This is a genomic window from Natronogracilivirga saccharolytica (assembly GCF_017921895.1).
Classification (GTDB): Bacteria; Bacteroidota; Rhodothermia; order Balneolales; family Natronogracilivirgulaceae; genus Natronogracilivirga; species Natronogracilivirga saccharolytica.
This window is the reverse complement of record NZ_JAFIDN010000012.1, coordinates 39,072-56,768: the sequence shown is the minus strand read 5'-3', so window position 1 is coordinate 56,768 and position 17,697 is coordinate 39,072. Positions and strand designations below refer to the sequence as shown.

The following is a 17,697-nucleotide window of genomic DNA, read 5'->3' as shown; positions in this document are numbered from 1 at the left end:
CCCGGTTTTTTTATGTATTAATCCGATGATCACTAAACTTTTACTGATATGAAAAACGCAAATATCCTTGTCCCCATTGACTTTTCCGAACTGAGCTACAAAGCGCTGGAATCAGCCGTAACCTTTGCAAAACTGTTTGACGGCGCCATCACCCCGTTTCACTCCTATGTTTCGATGAGTGATGTGGATATCCCGGAGACTTCCAAATCATCGGAAAAACTGTTCAAGGACCACGAGCAGCTTGAAAAAAAGCTTGCTGCCAAGCTTGATCAGAAAGCAAGCCAGTATGTAGACTCCGAGTTTCTGAACAAAGGGATGATCCAGGTTGGCAACCCGGCAGATGCCATAATTGAAGCTGCCCAAAACTTTGATCTGATCGTTATGACCACCCATGGCCGTACCGGATTTTCACGGCTGATCATGGGCTCGGTCGCAGAAAAAGTTATCCGGTTTGCTCCGGTACCGGTGGTTGTTGTCGAGGAAAAATCCAGTATCGCTCCGCTTGAGAAAATTCTGCTGACAACAGACTTTTCCGAATATTCGCTCAAGGCGGTTCCCTTTGCCAGGAGTATCGCAGAAGCTTCCAAAGCCCGGCTGGATATCATTCATGTCGTCAGTTTTGAGCAGTTTGGCAGTATTCCGCAAATTCAGGCTGCCACCGATACCAAAAAGAAGCAAATGAGGGAGCTGGTTGAAGAGCGCTTCAGTGATATGAAAGATCTTGTGAAAACCGATGTGGTCTCCACACAGCGCTCTATTCACGAAAAGATCACCAAGATAGTGCACAAGGGCGAATATAATCTGGTGATCATGGCAACCATCGGCCGTACCGGCCTTGAGTATCTCCGCCTTGGCAGTACCGCATCCAATGTGGTCCGGCACGTAGAAAATGCGGTGTTTACAGTTAATCCACGCCGTCTGAAAGGAGCGGATAAAAAATCCTGAAGTCTCTGCCCCCCGTTAGCTGACGGGTATTCTCTTTCAGCGTATTAAAAAAGCCATCCCGAAAGTATGACGGGATGGCTTTTTTTCTTTCGCAGGCGAAACGGCCGGAGGATCACTCTTCCAGGGTTGACAAATCACCTTCATCAACACCCATGGCCCGGGCCTTCAGTACCCTCCGCATAATTTTCCCGCTTCGGGTTTTGGGCAGGGAATCCAGAAACTGAACCACTTCCGGACGGGCGATCGGGCCGATCTCATCACTCACGTGCTGCCTGAGCTCCTCTTCCAGGCTCTTGCCCCCTTTCACTCCCTGTTTAAGTATCACATAGGTGTATATGGCATTCCCCTTGACTTCATGAGGCAGCGCAATTGCCGCCGCTTCTGAAACCGACGGGTGGCTCACGAGGGCACTCTCGACTTCAGCAGTACCCAGACGGTATCCGCTGACCTTGATTACATCATCGATCCGGCCGATAATCCAGAAATATCCGTCTTCATCCACTCTCGCAGAATCGCCGGCCTTGTACCATCCCTGCTTTTCATACTCTTTCCAGTACGTTTCCACAAAGCGGTCGGGGTCACCGTATATGGTTCGGGCCATGCCGGGCCACGGTGTTTTTATGACGAGATTTCCTTCTTCACCGGCTTTTACCTCTTTGGCCTTTTCATCCACAATAGCTATCTCAATGCCAAAAAACGGTTTGGTTGCCGAGCCAGGCTTCAGGGGTGTAACCGGAAGGGGCGAAATCATGAAGCCGCCGGTTTCGGTTTGCCACCACGTGTCCATGATCGGACATTTCTCATTCCCGATAACCCTGTGATACCATTTCCATGCTTCCGGGTTGATGGGTTCACCGACGGAACCCAGAAGCCGCAGACAGCTGAGGTCATGCCGAGCAGGCCACTGCTCACCAAAACGCATCAGACCGCGGATGGCTGTCGGTGATGTGTAGAGAATATTGATGCCGTACTTTTCCACCATGCTCCACCAACGGTTGGGATAGGGATGGTTGGGCGCTCCCTCATACATCATCACCGTAGAGCCGTTAATCAGCGGACCGTAAATCATGTAGCTGTGACCTGTAATCCATCCCGGATCCGCGGCGCACCACCACCGGTCCTCATCCTTTATATCAAATACGTAACGATGCGTAGCGGCCGTATACACAGCATATCCGCCATGAGTATGCAAAAGCCCTTTGGGTTTTCCCGTTGTCCCTGACGTGTACAAAATGAAGAGCATATCTTCGGCATCCATGACTTCGGTATCACATTTCGGACTGGAAATAGGCAGGGCCAGCAGATCATGAAGCCAGAAGTCACGGTCATTCTCCATATACACTTCATGCCCGGTGCGTTTGACGGTTATGCAGACCTCAACGGTCGGCGAGCGCTTCATGGCCTCATTGGCAATACCCTTCAGATCAGTGATTTTTCCGCGGCGCCATCCGCCGTCAGCAGTAACCAGCACCCTGCTTTGAGAGTCGTCAATCCGTGAAGCCAGGGCCTCCACACTGAATCCGCCATACACAACACTATGTGCGGCACCGATTTTCGCGCACGCGAGCATGGCTATGGCAAGCTCCGGGATCTGGGGCATGTATATGGTCACAATTTCACCCTTTTTGACACCCATGCTTTTCAGGATATTGGCAAATTTGGAAACCTCCCTGTTCAGTGCATGGTATGACATGGTTTTGAGATCGCCGGGTTCACCTTCCCAGATCAGCGCAAGCTTGTTTCTCCGCCACGTCTTCAGATGGCGGTCTATGGCATTGCTGATCATGTTGGTTTTTCCGCCGGTAAACCACTTGTAAAACGGCTTGTTGCTGTCATCCAGAACCTTGTCCCACTTTTTGAACCAGTGCAGCTTTTTGGCTTCCTCAGCCCAGAAACCTTCCGGATCTTCTACCGAACGTTTGTATACAGCATCATAATCTTTCACATTGGCCTGCTTAACGATCTCTTTCGGAGGATATACAAGCTCTCCGTTACTGCTACTGTTTGTCTTTTTCTGAGTACTCTTGGCCATGTACAACTCCTTTTAGTTGATTATCAGTTGCTTGCGTTCATTCAATTAAAATGCAGCTCTTTATGCAGATGTTATTTTAACTTATGTCGGACAGGAATTCAAACTTTATTTCCGGTCGATGCCGATCCGGTTAATACCGATGGATACATAATCATTCGGGATGAATCCGGACTACCTGAACGGTAAAGCAGCTCAGCTGCACCCTGATCCATATTTTTTTTACATCCGGTTGCACGCTGTCTTTTTTTATTGTATTATGCACATACTTCGTACACATACTTCATCACAGTGATCTCAGCGATATGGATAACAGTCAACTGACCAGGAAGCAGAAACAGTTTTTTGATTACATTGTAACCTTCAAGGAAGAACATGGTATCTGGCCTACCTATCGTGAAATAGCCGAGCAGTTCCGGTTCAAATCGCCGAATAGTGTCACACAAAATCTCCAGGCGCTGCTAAAGAAGGGCTATCTCATCAAAACAGACGATGATGAATATGAACTTGCTCCCGAATTCGATACCGCGGACAGCATCCCTGAAACGGGAATCCCCGTACGCGGCCTTATTGCAGCAGGATCACTTCAGGAGGCCGTTGAAGCCAACCTCGGCTCCATCACACTGGAATATCTGTTCCCCAATATCGATAAAATGTATGCGCTGCGCGTTTCGGGCGCCAGCATGAAAGATGCCAACATACACGACGGCGACTTCGTCCTTCTCATAGATGATGACATCAAAAACGGAGATATCGGAGCGGTACTGTACAATGGCGAGACATCGCTGAAACAGATTTTTTACGGGAAGAACGGTCTGCAGTTAAAACCGGCAAATGAAGAGTATCAGGATATCATCATTGAGCCTGACGTTTTCGAAGAAGTTCGTGTACTGGGAAAATATGTCGGACATGTAAACAGATCCGGCATCTTCAAGCAAACTGATACGGACACGAGAAACTGATATCAACCGGCTGATGCATCGGGCCGGCCGGCTCCACCATGCTGTGAGCACGGCTCCGGGCGTTATAACCTGAAACGGCAGCATCGTAAGACCGCGGGGCTTTCAGAGTTTTCTGAGGGAATTCGTTTTGCTGATTAGCTCACCTTTCTTTCTCTCAATGACTTCTCTGCCGCTGCCTCTCAGCATCTCCTCCCGGGATTTTCCGCGTGTAATGTATACATTTACCCCTTTTACCGCCTCATGCAGCTGACCATCTTTGATCCATGCACGTCCGCCATCATGCTGCAGCCGCTTCCGGTTCTTGATTAAAAAAGCCTGTCTGTGCAAATCAGGCAGTTGTTTTGATTTATCTTGATTCTCCGTACTCATAAGCTATATTAATTCAAAACAGGGGTGATTGGATGATGCAGGCGGAAGATGATCGCTGATTTTCTTCCCGAATCCAAAGTTACACTACTCCGGCTATTTTTCAAATGTCACGATACCCCGAAAATTACTTTTCATTCTTCCTGACAAAGTCTTATATTTGTATTCTTAATAAAATCCAGTTTTTGACAAGAACAGTAGGAAAACAGACATGTACGCGATTGTTGAAATAAGTGGGCATCAATACAAAGTTGCCGAAAAGGATGTGATTTTTGTTGACAGGCAGCAAGCCGATGAAAACAAAAAAATCACCCTGGACAAGGTGCTTTTAACTTCAGACGGAAACGGTAAAGTAAACGTTGGAACACCCGTTCTGGAAAAAGCCAAAGTTCAGGCCAAAATCGTTGACCATACCAAAGGTGACAAGATGATCGTTTTCAAGAAAAAACGACGCAAAGGCTATCAGGTCACCCGCGGACACCGGCGTCATCTTACCCGAATTTTAATTGAAAAAATAACCGCTTAACTCCTTGAATTATGGCACATAAAAAAGGCGGCGGATCAACAAAAAACGGTCGTGACTCAGAATCCAAGCGACTTGGTGTGAAATGCTTTGGCGGTGAAGCCGTGAAAGCCGGCAACATCCTCGTCCGGCAGCGTGGAACCAAATTCCATCCCGGAACCAATGTCGGCATTGGCAAAGACGACACCCTTTTCGCTATGGCTGACGGAACTGTCATGTTCCGCAAAGGGCGAAACGACCGCAGAACGGTTTCTGTTGAGGCCAATTGATTCCGCTTTAAGACGTTTTCAACAGGTATTAAAAGCTCTAATGACCACTTTCATTAGAGCTTTTTTTTTGCCATTCTTTAATATTATCCGTTCTCAAACTTGCCTTTCTGCAATTTGTAAGCCATGAATACAGATTCTTTACCGGGATTGCCGGACCTCCAGCCGGGAAATATTTTTTGCATAGGCCGCAACTATGCGGCACACGCAAGGGAATTGAACAATCCGGTTCCTGAACGGCCGGTCATATTCACCAAATCATCGTCAAGTTTGTGCTATGACGGCAATGTGGTAATCCCTGCTTTTGTCAAAGAACCGCATTATGAAACCGAAGTCGTTGCAGCCATATCCCGGGAAGGCAAAAACATTCCTGCCGGAGAAGCCCTGCAACACATTGCCGGATATGCTGTTGGCATTGATGTCACCGCAAGGGATATTCAGACTGAACTTAAAGAAAAGTCACACCCATGGTTCCTTGCCAAAAGCCTCGATACGTTCGCTCCGGTGAGTTCCTTCGTTTCAGCCGCAGAGATAGCGGATCCGAACAACATCTCATTTTCCCTTGAAGTTAACGGAGAACGGCGTCAGACCGGCGATACTTCTCTGATGCTGTTTCCAATTGACCTGCTGATAGCTACGCTCTCAAAGTATGTAACTCTCAAACCCGGAGACCTGATATTCACCGGAACACCGGAAGGTGTCGGGCAGCTGCATCCGGGTGACCACCTTCATGCAGAGCTTCAGCAAGGGCTGATCACCCTTGATGTCATCATCGCTTTTGAAAACTGACTGGCCGCCATGCGCCCTGCCTTACTTGTCATATTTGCCGGATTGTTTTTTGCGACCAACGCTGCAGGCCAGGAAAGACCGGCTTTCCTGGACGATGACGTTTCCTACTTCTGGCCTACCAATGCCAGCAGGTACATGTCCTCCTCATTTGGTGAAACACGATCCGCTCATTTTCATGCCGCAATGGACATAGGTACATGGGGTCATGAAGGATACCCCATATTTGCAACGCGTGACGGAGTTTTGTACCGGGTGGGTGTAAGTCCGAGCGGATATGGAAATGTCATCTATCTCAAACACGATGACGGCTCTTACTCACTGTATGCCCATCTTAAAGACTTCCATCCGGAAATCCGTGAACTGGTTGATTCCCTGCGGCTGCCCGAATATACCTTTGATTTTGACAAAGTATTGAAAGATTATGGCATAACCTTTCGCAGAGGCGAACAAATCGGCTGGTCCGGATCCACCGGCGTCGGCCCGCCGCATCTGCATTTTGAACTCAGGTCACCTGAAGGACGCCCGTTCAATCCGCTGCTTGCAGGCATTGAAATTGATGACACCATCCCGCCGCGTTTTTCGGGTCTGGCCATTGAACCCCTTGGCCTCAACAGCAGCATTTCAGGAACAAACGGGGGGATCAGAAGAGTGCGCCCTGCCTTCAGAGACGGCTGGTTTGATTTCGGGCATCATAATGTAACCGGGGAGATCGGACTGGCTGTCAATGTATTTGACCGTGCAGATGGATCCAATAATGTCCACGCTGTTTACGAACTTGAAATGTATGTCAACGACGAACGCTACTTTCATTCACGCGTTGACAGTTTCTCATTTGATCAGACACGGCAGATGTTTGTCGACAGGGTCTTCTCAATTCTCCGGACTGAGCGAAAGGGGTATCAGAGACTTTACGTAAGAAACGGCAATAACCTCCCTTTTTATAAGGATACCGGCCATTCCGGGAAACTGGATCTCCCACCGGGGCGGCATGACATAACAATTTACACATCGGATTTTTTCGGGAACCGGTCCCGTGCGCGGCTGGTACTTGAAGTGGAGGATCCATCCGATACTCCGGGTGATGCCGGTACGGTTGTCCGCACTGATTTCCCTGACGGCTACATCCAAAGCACTTCAAAGTCAGCAGGAGGCGCTACTCGTTTCTCACATGTTTCCGATAGTGCTGCTGTTTTTGCTGCAGATAGCAACCGGCCCGGAAAAATTGTAAATGCCGGTTCACACGTGGCCGGTTTTACAAATCACCAGCCCCCACGGATTCCTGAAAATCTTTTCTGGAACAAGAACTGGGTACGCCTGAAAAACACAGTCAGTGGCGGCACTTCCGGAGAATTAGACAATGACTTCGCAGAGGATGCTCAGGTACTCTCGCTGCGGCCGCTGGGATCCTTTTCTGATGAACAAACCGTAATCCGGGGCAATAGTGGCGTCCCCCTGGACAAAAGCTCACGCATGCTCCTGTCCTCAGGTGAGCAGTCCTGGAAGCTGAATCGAATCTATCCGGAGCAAAGAACTACCATTTACTCCGGGAATATGCGTGTTTCTGTAGATTTTCCGGAGGGTTCTTTTTTCGAACCTGTGACTATCGGACTTGCTTCCGATTATCCCGCGTTTGCTTTATTCCCGGATTCAAAACCATTCCGGCGTCCGGCCGCTGTCCGCATCCATCTGGATCAAACCCTGCGCAACATACCCGGACTGGGTCTGTACCGGATTAATTCCGGAAACAGAAATTCAAGCCATGTTGCATCCATCAAAGACCCGGATCAGTCGGTACTTGTTGCCTCGATAAATTCGGGAGGCAAATATACTCTGAAAGCTGACACAGCTGCTCCCTCGGTTACCTCGCCATCGATTGGCAAGTGGTCACATATTGACGAGTTTTTTGCAACGGTATCTGTAAATGACGAAAAGTCGGGTATTAATTACCGGTCTGCTGTTTTTAAAGTAAACGGAGAGCGGGGTATCGCAGAATATGACCCTGAAAAAAAACTGCTGCGGTTTCACCTGCCGGGCTTCCGTCCGGAGCAGGTAAACGAGCTGCGTGTCCGGATATCAGACAATGCCGGCAACACAACGGAAAAAACTTTCAGCGATGTGCGATACAACTGACTTCCACCAGTGCATTTTTGGGAAGTGATTTAACAGCAACAGCTTCTCTTGCAGGTGGATTTTCCGGGAAATATCGGCCGTAAATCTCATTTACTTCTGCAAAGTCCTTCATATCCGACAGATAAACCGTGCATTTGATCACCTTGTTCCAGTCGGAACCAGCTGCCTTCAGCACTTCACCAAGGTTTTTCATGGTCTGATGCAGTTGCGATGAAACATCCTGACCGGCCATATCACCGGAATCAGGAAGAAGACCGATCTGGCCGGAACAAAAAACCAACTGGTCATAAACCACTGCCTGATTGTATGGTCCTACAGCTGCCGGTGCTCTTCGGGTAGTAACGGTATGCTTTGACATAATGATTAATGGCCTGTGACGTTATTTTTCATTGAAGTGACATGTACCGGGTTTGAGATCTGATTCTTTACCCAGCACGTCAGCAGTTATGCATCCTGAAACAGACCGGGCTAATCCCCTGTCAGTTACAGGTGTTGCATTGTTGCGGTAACTTCAACCTATAGTTGCTTTGGATTCCGTATCATATACTACTATATTTTTGATAATTTTACATTACAGTATTGATTAAATTTTTCACATTTGAAAAATCAGAAGTACGGTCTTAATAAAAACTTTCAAAACAACAAAACTACAAACAAAAATCAGTTGAAATGATGCTTTGTTCATATCCGGCATGCTTCGGCATCGGATACTAACGCACATCTCAACAGATTAAATAACTCAGAAAAGCACATACAGATGAAATGAACATGACCGGGTCGGCGCCCGGACACACAGGCGAATGATTACATACGGTCATGACATTACATGTGACGACATAAATCCAAACATTTAAACACATGAAAACCAAATTTTTTCCACAAGCACTTATTGCTGCTGCCCTGATGATGATGGTTTGGTCATGCGCAACGGACCCGAACATTGAGTCGGCCCGGCTGGCACTGGTACAGCAAGACTATCAGGAAGTCATCGAATCTGCCCAGGCAGCTATTGACAGCGACCCTGACAATGGTGACGGCTATTACTACATGGCGGTTGCTTATGCTTCCATAGCTGCTGAAAAGCCGGCAGATGAGCGGGTTGAGGATTACAAAAAAGCGCGTGAATACTTCATGGAAGCGCGAGAGCGCTATGAAGACCAGCTGATTTCCAGTGACGAAGCCGACAACCTGGATGAAATCCTTGTTGAAACCTGGGGATATGAGCACAATTCAGGTGTTGAGCCTCTGACTGACGACATTATCAGTTCCGATGAAGACTCACTGAAGCTGGCCCGGCATCACTTCAAAAATGCCACAACCATCAACCCGGACAGTGTCCAAAGCTTTAACCTCCTGGCTGAGGTCGAATTTGCATTGGGTGACCTCGAAGAAGCCGAGCGCATCACCCGTCATATCATTTATGATATGCAAAAAGCCGACTTGTTCAATTATTACCGCCTTGCCTTTTATCTAATGGAAGGTGACCGTGACGATGAAGCCATTGAGATCCTGACTGAAGCACGTGATGAGTATCCGGATGAGATCGAAATTGTTCAGGAGCTTGCCAATGCCTACCTCAGAACAGGTGATACGGACAAGGCACTTGAGGTGGTCCGGGAGCTGATTGACCGTGATCCCGAAAATCCGCAGTACCGGCTGGTATACGCTACCCAGGTCTACCAGATGGTGCAGGATATCGACGATCAGATCCGGGAGATACACGATGATATGTATGACATGAGTCGTGAAATCAGGGACAAGGCCAGAGAACCTGATGCTGATGAGCAGGAAGTTGAAGACATGCTGGCTGAGCTGGACCGGAAACAGGAAGAAGCTAATGACCTGATTCAGGAATCATTCCGTTTCTCCGACAGAGCAGAAGAAGAGCTTCAGTTTGCCCTTGAAAAGGATCCTGAAAACCCGGATGTCCATGCCACACTCGGAATTCTGTATCAGAACCGCGCGGCTGTCATGCAGGATAAGCGAAACATGACTGACGACATGGATGAAGCTGACGAGTTTGACAAACAGGCTCAGGAATATCTGGAGCAGTCACTGCCGCATTACGAAAAAGCGGCCGAACTGGAGCCTGACAATCCGGAGCACTGGCGTTCACTATTCCGCATTTATACCAACCTCGGGATGGAAGAAGAGGCTCAGGACGCTCAGGAGCGTGCAGGACTCTGATTGACTCTCCTCCTGTTGCAGATGTCACCAGTACTCATAACATGAGCTGACATCTGACAGATAATCTGAAAAGCCCGGCAGCTTCCAAACTGCCGGGCTTTTCTTTTTGTTAAGAACCTTTTTGCCATTCTGCTTCAATTTGCAACAGATACAACCGAAAATTGGGAACTACATAAATTGAAAATTTTCAACAGATGAAATGCCATGGCGGCTTACCGTCACACAGGAGCATGATTATAGCCAACATGGGTACTACATGTGACGTCAGAATCACAAATTATAAACACATGAAATTCAACACAAAAACCATCCACGCCGGACAAAAACCCGAAGAGACATCAGGATCTGTGATGCCTCCTGTTTTTTTCACATCCACCTACGCCCAGGAGGCACCCAACAAACACAAGGGGCACGAATATGCCAGGGTTACCAATCCCACCCGTACGGCACTTGAAAACCTGCTTTCCGGGCTTGAAGATGCCCGCTGCACCTGTGCTTTTGCATCGGGCTGCGCCGCGATGGATGCCCTCCTGAAAATGCTGCGCCCCGGCGATCATGTTGTCGCTACCAATGACCTGTACGGCGGATCATACCGCTTGTTCAAAGAGGTTTTTGAACCTTTCGGAATTTCTTTCAGCTTTGTGGACATGCGGTCTGTTGATAATGTCGGCAAAGCCATAACGCCGGATACCAGGATGCTGTGGGTAGAAACCCCTACCAATCCCCTCTTGAAAATAGCCGATATTGCAGGAATTGCCGGTCTGGGAAAACATCATGGCGCTTATACGGTTGTCGATAACACGTTCGCCTCTCCGGCACTTCAGCAACCATTAAACCAGGGCGCTGACGCCGTTGTCCATTCCACAACGAAGTATCTTGGCGGGCACTCCGATCTTATCGGCGGAGCAGTCAGCACCAGCAACGATGAGATATATGAGAACCTCACATTTCAGACGAAAACCACAGGTGCCGTCCCCGGGCCGATGGACTGCTACCTTGCACTGAGGGGAATCAAAACGCTTTCACTGCGGGTAGAGCGATCATGCCAAAATGCACGTGCGCTTGCCGATTACCTACGCAACCACCCCATGACGGGTGATGTCCGCTACCCCGGGCACAGTGATCATCCGGGACACGAAATTGCTGCAAAGCAGATGAGTGATTTCGGGGGGATGGTCTCATTCAGCCTGAAAAGTGATGACCAGGAGAGTGCTGAAAAGTTCATGAGCAACACCTCGGTGTTTACACTTGCCGAAAGCCTGGGTGGTGTGGAGTCTCTGATCAGCCACCCCGCAAGCATGACCCATGCCTCCATACCGAAAAACATTCGTGAAGAAGCAGGACTCAAAGACTCGCTCATCAGGTTATCTGTCGGCATTGAGGACATTGATGATCTCATAGCTGACCTTGATTCCGCTTTTGATAGTCTGTAGCCCTGTCCGCGCACATGCTGTTGATCTTGATCAGGGCGGCAGTTACCTTTGAAAAGACACGGTCTGAACACCTTCTGATTCGGCTCTATGAGCATCTTCCCATGACCCCTCGCCGGATTTACATATGCCTTTGCTTGTTTTTGCTCCCGGTTTTTACCGCCGGGTGCAACAACCCTTTCGCCCCTGGAGAGCTGGAAGGTGATCCGTTTGCCGAACTTCTGGGTGATCCATCCACTATTGAAGGGTTTTACACGCGATTTCAAAAAGCCTACGAACTACGTGACACATCGCTGTACGGACCGCTTATCCACCCCGATTTCACATTTACTTATCGCGATGATGAGCGAAATGTAGATGTCACCTGGGGGCGTTCGGAAGAAATGAACAGTACTTACAACATGTTCTCCCAAAGCTACGATATTAACGTGCGCTGGAACAATATCACCCAGGAAGTCATCGAGGAAGACCAGGCCGAAGCGCAAGTCATCCGAAGGTTCAATCTGAGTGTTGTTCTTTCCCCGTCCGAACCTCCGCTTCGCAGTGACGGGTCGGCGAGCTTCCGCCTCACACGCTCTGACAGTACCGCTGACTGGAGGCTTGTATCCTGGCGTGATGAATCCGATATTTAAAGATATGTAAATGTGAGGTCCCGGTTCACATCAACAAAACCGTCAAACATCTGAATGGAAAATGTAGTCATTATTGATGCAAGCCGTACGCCAATGGGTTCATTCGGCGGCAAACTGAAATCACTTACCGCACCTGAACTCGGAGCCATTGCCATAGGAGCACTTTACAAAAACAACAGCCTCAATCCTGATGTAATAGATGAGGTGGTCATGGGCAATGTCTTTTCGGCCGGTGTCGGTCAGGCGCCCGCACGTCAGGCCGCTCTGAAAGCCGGACTTTCAAATAAAACACCCTCCTCAACCGTCAACAAGGTTTGCGCCTCCGGAATGAAGGCAATAATGTATGCCGCTCAGCAGATTCAGACGGGCGATGCTGATGTTGTGGTTGCCGGTGGCATGGAGAGCATGAGCAACGTTCCGTACTATGTCCACAGTGCCCGGTTCGGCAACAAACTGGGTCATACGGACATGCAGGACGGCATCATCCGCGATGGTCTTTGTGATGCCTTCACCCATGCCTACATGGGCCGTTTCGCTGAAAAATGCGCTGAAAAATATGACATTTCCCGCGAGGAACAGGACAACTATGCCGCCATGTCATACCGCCGGGCGCGCCGGGCCCGTGATGAAGGCGCATTTAATGAAGAAGTGACACCTGTCAAAATACGTGAAGGACGAACCCGTGCCGAAGTCATCGGTGATGATGAAGAAATGGATCGTGTAAACTTTGACAAAATCCCGAAACTGTCCCCCTCCTTTCAGAAGGAAGGCACGGTCACAGCGGCAAACGCATCGCCCATCAGTGACGGAGCGGCTGCGGTGCTGCTGATGAGCGAACGCAAGGCAAAACAGTTGGATCTGACCCCGGTTGCCCGGATTCTCAGTCATGCCAGTACCGCGCAGGAACCCGAATGGTTCACCACAGCACCTTCGAAAGCCATACCGGCTGCACTGGACAGGGCCGGACTCAAATCCGGTGACATCGGTCTGTTTGAGATCAACGAAGCTTTCTCCGTGGTAGCACTGGCGAATATGGCACTTCTTGATCTGGATCCGGACATTGTTAATGTCCACGGAGGTGCTGTGAGCATGGGTCACCCGGTCGGATGTTCCGGAGCACGAATTTTTGTCACTCTCATCCATGCCCTTCGCAGATATGAAAAACAACGGGGTTGTGCTGCTATCTGCAACGGCGGCGGCGGGGCATCGGCAATAATTACAGAATTGATATGAATATGCAGCACATCATTGACTTTAACATCTTCCGGACGTAATTTATTTATCAAATTTCCAATAAAACGATATTGCCTATTGCATCAGTGGTTACTGCACACAGGTTTTGCCGGTTCTGCTCTAAAGGTTGCTTTTTCATATGCTAATGAAGATTTGAACCGTTAATCCTTGCCCTCATATATCAATAACCATCTTTTTGTTTCTTTGCGCTCATAGCGCACGACTGTTTCATGGCAATTCGTAAATATTCCATAGCAGCCAGCACGGGGTTACTGCTCCTCCTGTTATTCGGGCTTGTCGCTGATGCGCAGAACCTGCGGAAAGTGCATCAGACTCCCGAGTTCGATGAGTATGAATTAAAAAACGACAAGCTTCTCATTACTGCTCCGGAAATGGTGATGGTTCCCTGGCAGAACGGGGAGGCGCGGTACCGGGTCATGGAACAGGAAATAGTGCCGGTCACTGCCGATTCCAGCAAGCTGCATTACGCCAAAAATCCCGGCCAGCTGATGATTGAAGGACGCGATACGCCTGTCATCGAAACCGGACAGCCCGGGTACACAAGAGGTAAAATGCAGGCGCCGCTCACTATCCACATTGCCCGGCAGAACGAAGAAGAAAGCCTGAACTTCCAGGTTCTGCGCCATTTGCGCATCCGTGTATACAAAGATTCCGATGAACCGCAGCTACGGCAGGAATATCAGCCTGCTGATGTCGCCGACACCCCTGACAACCCTCTCTCATCTGGCGACTGGTTCAAAATCCCCGTCCCTGAAGATGACCTCTACGCTCTTGACATCGATTATCTGGATGCCCTTGGAATCAACACCGATAATATTGATCCCCGGAACATTCAGGTCTGGACCACGCCGGGCTATGAACTGCCGCATCTGAACAGCGCCCCAAGACCGGAACTGGCACAAATTCCCATCATTGTCAGAGGGGAATCTGACGGATCCTTTGATGAAGGCGACCGTGTGAAGTTTTTTGCCAACGGGCCCGACAAGGTGATCTTCAATGAACAGCAAAATCAGTTTGAGCACCGGCTCCACCCCTTCACCAACGATAATTATGTGTTTCTGACTGTCGGATCTGAGCCCGGCATGCGGCTGTCCGCTGAAGAGCCCTCCGGCCAGCCGACCCGGGACGTCAGCGAATTCCGCGATTTTGTGTGGTTTGAAGAGGATCGCGAAAAATCGGAATCCCGGATCAAATCCGGCACGCAGTGGTTCGGCCAGTCCTTCGACCCCGCCAGTTCGCCTTCCCGGACCATTTTCTCCGACACACTGGCCGGATATCGTGACGGATCGGACCTGGATGTCTGGGTTTCGATGGCAGCCCGGTCAACATCCCAGTCACAATTCTCCTTCACTGTCAATGGCAGTTCCGGCATGCCCGTGCTGAATATCAACAGCATCACCTCTCTGACACGGGCAACCGGATTGTCCGCCCAGGTACGCGACCAGCGCCACACATTCCAGGGCTTTTCTCTGGATAATGATGTGCTCACCATCAGCGCCACCTTCCAAAACCCCAGCAGCTCTTCCCGCGGCTGGGTGGAATGGATTCGCATCAGAGCCGATCGTGCTTTGCAGGCCAGAAGTAACAAGCTCCTTTTTCATCCGCCCGATGACGGAGACGGAAGTCTGGTTCGCTATCAAATGACCGGTTTTTCCGATGAACCCGTCGTGCTCGACATAACCGATCCGGTCAACCCCGTGAAGCTGACTGTCACATCCTCCGGCGATGATTACTCAGTGACACATTATTCCGACCGCGACCGCCGGTTCATAGCACGATCCGGCTTTCAAACGCCCGGGCAGGGGGAATCTATACCCACTCAGGACATCCGCAATCCATCCGGTTATCCGGACTATGTCATCATCACAGCCGAGGATTTTCTCGATGAAGCGCAGCGCCTTGCCGATTACCGCAGTGACCGTGACGGACTGACACCTGTTATTGTCACTCAGCAGCAGATATTCAATGAATTCAATGGCGGTGTGCCCGATTTTGTCGCGATTCGTGACTATCTGAAGCACCTTTATGACAGGGGAGGCGATGCCGGACGGTCCCGGCCCGAGTACCTGCTCCTGTTTGGAGGAGCGACCTATGACTACAAAGGGGTCATCCGCAACCCCAACATGCAGAACCATGTCTTCACCTATCAGAGTGAAGAATCCGTCCATCGCACCAACAGCTATGGCAGTGATGACTTTTTTGGCTTCATGGGTGATGATGAAGGCCTTTGGCCCAGAAACGGCAGCCCCGACAATCCATTGAATCTTCTGGACATAGGCATAGGCCGACTCTCCATACAGACTACCGAAGAAGCCCGGTTGCTGGTCGATAAAATCAAGGCTTACGAAGATCCCCGCAACCGCGGTGACTGGCAAAGCCTGTTCACATTCATCGCAGACGACCACCAGGCCGGAAGCAGCAATGACCGGGATCTGCACATCCTGAATGCCGACGGAACTGCCGATGTCATCGACCAGGACGAAACCGGGGTAAGGATGGAAAAAATCTACCAGATTTCCTATCCGACGGAAAATACAAGTGCCGGTCAGCGAGTACCCCAGGCCACCCAGGCCATGGTTGACCGCATCAATGATGGTACACTGGTCTGGAATTTTTCGGGACACGGAGCCGAGCAGTTTCTCACAGATCAGCGGCTGTTCACCTCAGATGATATCAGCAAGCTGAACAACCGGGACCGGCTCACCATCATGGTGACGGCAACCTGTTCATTCGGCAGATTTGACGATACGGAAGAAAACTCCGGCGCTGAAAAAATGCTGCTCCATCAGGATGGCGGACTGATCGCCGCATTTACTACTACCCGTGTCGTTTATACCTCCCCTAATCCCGAAATTCTGAATTTCGGTCTGAACATCGCCCTTACCCGTGAAATGACCCGCCGCGACGAAGACGGCCGGCCCAGACGGCTTGGCGACATTTTCAGGGAAACCAAATATTATCCGGCCGGATCGGACTTCAATGCCCGGAAATTCATCCTGCTAGGCGATCCCGCGATGCGGATAGGTTTCCCGGAAACCGAAATTGATCTGACTCACATCAACGGAAAGGAAATAGCATCCGATTCGCTCATTGAACTTCGCGCCCTGGACCGTGTTTCGGTAAGCGGGCAGGTCAGCCGTCCTGACGGATCTGTTGACACCGGTTTTGACGGTGAAGCCAATGTCCGGGTTTTCGATGCCCGGCGCCTTGTGAGTTATCCTGATTTCGACTGGGTCGCCGCCGGCAATTGCTATCTGGATGATTGCGGCTATTTTGTCCAGACCGATGCCCTGTTCAGCGGCCGGGTTTCTGTAACCGGCGGGCAGTTCCAGAGTGAATTTATCATTCCGAAAGACGTCTCCTATTCTGCCGATCCGGGAAGAGTGCAGGTTTACGCACGAAAGCAGGATGCTGATGCCGTAGGTTCCGGTTCCGGATTCCGCATCCGTGGCAGAAATCCGGATGCCGAAGATGACGGAGATGGTCCGGATATTGAAGTGTACATGAACGACGAGCTTTTTGCCGACGGAGGCGTAGTTAACGACTCACCGCAGCTCATTGTGCTTCTTCAGGATGAATCCGGAATCAACACGACAGGTGCCGGTGTCGGCCACGAGATCGTCGCAATACTGGAAGACCTCGACGATGCCTCTAACCGCCGGACCATAACCCTGAATGAGTTTTATCAGAGCAACCTTGACGATTTTACCAGCGGAAGGATCGAATATCCGCTCAGCGGCCTGGAAGAGGGTCACTACCGCCTGAAAGTGCGTGCATGGGATGTTTTCAATAACCTTGGCGAATCTGAAATCACTTTCGAAGTACTGGAAAGTGAAGAGCTGCAGATCCGGAATGTTTACAACTATCCCAATCCCATGCACAACTTCACACATTTTGTGTTTGAACACAATCAACCCGGTGTGCCGTTGGATATTAATATCCGGGTTTATACGTTAAGTGGACAGCCGGTCACTACTATCCGCCGCGAACAGTATATCACCGGCGGGAATCTGGTTAAAATTGACTGGCATGGCCGCGATGATGACCAGCATCGTCTGGCCACAGGTACATATTTGTATCATGTACAGGTTCAGGCTGAAACCGACAGTGGTCGTCAAAGAAAGGATCAGATCGAGCGGCTTGTGATATTACGATAATTTTTGCGAACTTTTTATTTCACTCTC

14 protein-coding genes are annotated in these 17,697 nt (G+C 49.9%); 11 read left to right on the top strand and 3 right to left on the bottom strand.

The genetic code is table 11. From position 1 onward, the window contains the following. Positions 1–48 precede the first annotated feature (48 nt). Complete coding sequence (locus NATSA_RS13240; protein ID WP_210513084.1) at positions 49–945, top strand: universal stress protein; 897 nt, start codon at positions 49–51, stop codon at positions 943–945. 112 nt (positions 946–1,057) lie between these two features. Here NATSA_RS13240 and acs read toward each other — a convergent pair whose 3' ends face one another. Next, on the bottom strand, positions 1,058–2,977 hold the full coding sequence (acs, locus tag NATSA_RS13235; RefSeq protein ID WP_210513083.1) for an acetate--CoA ligase: 1,920 nt from the start codon (positions 2,975–2,977) through the stop codon (positions 1,058–1,060). A 302-nt stretch (positions 2,978–3,279) separates the two neighbouring features. On the opposite strand from acs, the gene lexA reads away from it, so the two are divergent. Continuing rightward, entirely contained in the window at positions 3,280–3,936 is a 657-nt protein-coding gene (gene lexA, locus NATSA_RS13230) for a transcriptional repressor LexA (protein WP_210513082.1), read from the top strand. Between the two features lie 102 nt (positions 3,937–4,038). On the opposite strand, the gene NATSA_RS13225 is transcribed toward lexA, so the two are convergent. Beyond that, a complete protein-coding gene (locus NATSA_RS13225) occupies positions 4,039–4,305 on the bottom strand; it encodes a hypothetical protein (protein WP_210513081.1) in 267 nt (88 codons plus the stop codon). 208 nt (positions 4,306–4,513) lie between these two features. Here NATSA_RS13225 and rplU point away from each other — a divergent pair, with 208 nt between their 5' ends. From rplU to NATSA_RS13205, 4 genes are all read left to right on the top strand, one after another. Next, a complete protein-coding gene (gene rplU, locus NATSA_RS13220) occupies positions 4,514–4,828 on the top strand; it encodes a 50S ribosomal protein L21 (protein ID WP_210513080.1) in 315 nt (104 codons plus the stop codon). A gap of 11 nt (positions 4,829–4,839) precedes the next feature. Further along, a complete protein-coding gene (gene rpmA / locus NATSA_RS13215) occupies positions 4,840–5,094 on the top strand; it encodes a 50S ribosomal protein L27 (RefSeq protein ID WP_210513079.1) in 255 nt (84 codons plus the stop codon). Between the two features lie 123 nt (positions 5,095–5,217). Then, positions 5,218–5,880 (top strand): fumarylacetoacetate hydrolase family protein, encoded by a 663-nt coding sequence (locus tag NATSA_RS13210; protein ID WP_210513078.1) that lies wholly within the window; start codon positions 5,218–5,220, stop codon positions 5,878–5,880. Between the two features lie 9 nt (positions 5,881–5,889). Beyond that, complete coding sequence (locus NATSA_RS13205) at positions 5,890–8,010, top strand: M23 family metallopeptidase (RefSeq protein WP_210513077.1); 2,121 nt, start codon at positions 5,890–5,892, stop codon at positions 8,008–8,010. On the opposite strand, the gene NATSA_RS13200 is transcribed toward NATSA_RS13205, so the two are convergent. Next, positions 7,988–8,368 (bottom strand): RidA family protein, encoded by a 381-nt coding sequence (locus NATSA_RS13200; RefSeq protein WP_210513076.1) that lies wholly within the window; start codon positions 8,366–8,368, stop codon positions 7,988–7,990. The genes NATSA_RS13205 and NATSA_RS13200 overlap by 23 nt on opposite strands. 500 nt (positions 8,369–8,868) lie before the next feature. On the opposite strand from NATSA_RS13200, the gene NATSA_RS13195 reads away from it, so the two are divergent. From NATSA_RS13195 to porU, 5 genes are all read left to right on the top strand, one after another. After that, positions 8,869–10,197 carry a tetratricopeptide repeat protein gene (locus tag NATSA_RS13195; RefSeq protein WP_210513075.1) on the top strand — a complete coding sequence of 443 codons (1,329 nt, stop codon included), beginning with the start codon at positions 8,869–8,871 and terminating at the stop codon, positions 10,195–10,197. Positions 10,198–10,442: 245 nt separating this feature from the next. Beyond that, positions 10,443–11,630: a cystathionine gamma-synthase gene (locus tag NATSA_RS13190; protein ID WP_272491785.1), complete on the top strand. Its 1,188-nt coding sequence runs from the start codon at positions 10,443–10,445 to the stop codon at positions 11,628–11,630. A 14-nt stretch (positions 11,631–11,644) separates the two neighbouring features. Then, the gene (locus NATSA_RS13185) at positions 11,645–12,259 is read left to right on the top strand and encodes a hypothetical protein (protein ID WP_210513073.1); all 615 of its coding nucleotides are present in this window, start codon (positions 11,645–11,647) and stop codon (positions 12,257–12,259) included. Between the two features lie 54 nt (positions 12,260–12,313). After that, a complete protein-coding gene (locus tag NATSA_RS13180; RefSeq protein WP_210513072.1) occupies positions 12,314–13,492 on the top strand; it encodes an acetyl-CoA C-acyltransferase in 1,179 nt (392 codons plus the stop codon). 230 nt (positions 13,493–13,722) lie between these two features. Beyond that, positions 13,723–17,670, top strand: coding sequence for a type IX secretion system sortase PorU (gene porU, locus NATSA_RS13175; protein WP_210513071.1), 3,948 nt, complete (start codon positions 13,723–13,725; stop codon positions 17,668–17,670). The last annotated feature ends 27 nt before the right edge of the window (positions 17,671–17,697 follow it).